This window comes from Lentibacillus sp. L22 (genome assembly GCF_040812445.1).
In the GTDB taxonomy this organism is placed as follows: Bacteria; Bacillota; Bacilli; order Bacillales; family Amphibacillaceae; genus Lentibacillus_C; species Lentibacillus_C daqui.
Genome location: NZ_JBFNXI010000094.1, coordinates 1 through 1,968, shown reverse-complemented (window position 1 = coordinate 1,968; position 1,968 = coordinate 1). Strand labels below are relative to the sequence as shown.

The following is a 1,968-nucleotide window of genomic DNA, read 5'->3' as shown; positions in this document are numbered from 1 at the left end:
CGGGAGTTTGACACCTACATAATCAGAAATTGCCTTTAAAGCCTGTGATGGCTTTATTTTTTTGTCAAATTTTTAATTAAATTATTGAGTACTACATAGTACTATGTTATGATAGAGGCATTCAAGAAGATTTGAGGGATATCCATGCGTATTAAAAAAAGTGTATCCAAGAATTCTGTTTCCTATTCCGTTATTGAAAATGTTAGAGATATTAATGGGAAATCAACTACGAAAGTCATTGAATCTTTAGGCAACGAACAGGAAATTCGTGAAAGATATCCTGGTGTTGACCCGGAAGAATGGGCACGTGCATATGCAAAAAAATTAACGGAAGAAAAAAAGCTAAAGTCAGAAACGATTATCGTCAAGTACAATCCAAAAAAGTCGATACCAAAGGTGGGAAAACGATCTTTTAACGTTGGTTATCTTTTCTTAAAGTCGATTTATCATCAACTAAAACTAGATAAAATATGTAAAGATATTTCCGATCGACACAACTTTACATACGATTTAAACAAGATTCTAGCTCTCCTAATATACATGCGGGTTATTTACCCAACTTCAAAAAAAGGAACATTAGAGAGGGCAGATGATTTATTGGAGCCCCATTCCGTAGATACACAGCATATATATCGGGCATTAGATATCTTAGCTGAGGAATCCGATACGATCGAAAGGACAGTATACAAAAATAGCACAGCCATCGTTGAGCGAAAGACGGAGCTCCTTTACTATGACTGTACAAATTTCTATTTCGAGATTGAAGAAGAAGAAGGTCTGAAACAATATGGGATGTCGAAAGAAAACCGTCCGAATCCAATCGTTCAAATGGGATTATTTATGGATGGCAGCGGGCTTCCACTCGCCTTTGTAATCAATCCCGGGAATCAAAATGAGCAGCCAACATTAAAGCCCCTGGAGAAAAGAATCTTGAAAGATTTTCAGCTATCTAAATTTGTAGTCTGTACAGATGCCGGGCTTTCTTCCCATGAAAATCGATTGTACAATTCTATGAATAAACGAGCTTTTGTCACCACACAGTCCATCAAAAAATTAAAAAAGCATTTGAAAGAGTGGGCTTTGGATCCTTCAGGGTGGGAGATGGTAGATCCTACTCAGAAAGCGGCCGCCAAGAAAAGAAAACAAACAATCAATCTGAATGATCTTGATCTTAAAAATGATAAACAAGTATACCATAAAGAACGCTGGATCAATGAAAATGGATTCGAACAAAAATTGGTCGTCACCTTTTCACCGAAACATAAACGCTATCAAGCAGGTATTCGTGAAAAACAAATAGATCGCGCACTGAAAAAGGTGGATAATCCTTCGCGGATAGAGAAAAAGCGGGCAAATTCGCCAGATCGTTTTATACAGTCCACACATGTCACAGAAGATGGAGAGATTGCTGGAAAGAGTAAGTACACCATTAATTCAGCACTCGTTGATGAAGAATCGAAATTTGATGGTTTTTATGGTGTATGTACAAACTTGGAAAGCACACCAGGGGAAATTGTTAAAATCAACCAACGACGCTGGGAAATTGAAGAGACCTTTCGCATTTTAAAAAGTGAAATGCGAACGCGACCGGTCTTCCTCCAAAAAGATGAGCGAATCAAGGCCCACTTCTTAGTATGCTTTCTGTCATTATTGACCTACCGCCTAATTGAAAAGAAAATTGACGAGTCAGCTACCTGTTTTGAAATCATTCAAACATTACGGGAAATGCGTGTGTTGAAAGCTACAAACGAGGGTTACATTCCTACTTATACCAGAACAGATCTAACAGACAAATTGCACGATGTTTTCGGATTTCGAACAGACACGGAAATCGTGCCGATACAAAAAATGAAAAAAATTTTAAAAGAGGTTAAAAAAAGTAAATAGTACTCACTTTTTAGCACTAAAAAAATCACAGTTGCGCCTAATATGAGGACGTTTCTGTGATTTTTACTGTCAAAGATGAGA

Annotated in this window: 1 protein-coding gene; it reads left to right on the top strand. The window is 37.3% G+C overall.

The features are described 5' to 3' along the window. The first annotated feature begins 144 nt into the window (after positions 1–144). Positions 145–1,887, top strand: coding sequence for an IS1634 family transposase (locus ABRT01_RS18165; RefSeq protein WP_269409629.1), 1,743 nt, complete (start codon positions 145–147; stop codon positions 1,885–1,887). The last annotated feature ends 81 nt before the right edge of the window (positions 1,888–1,968 follow it).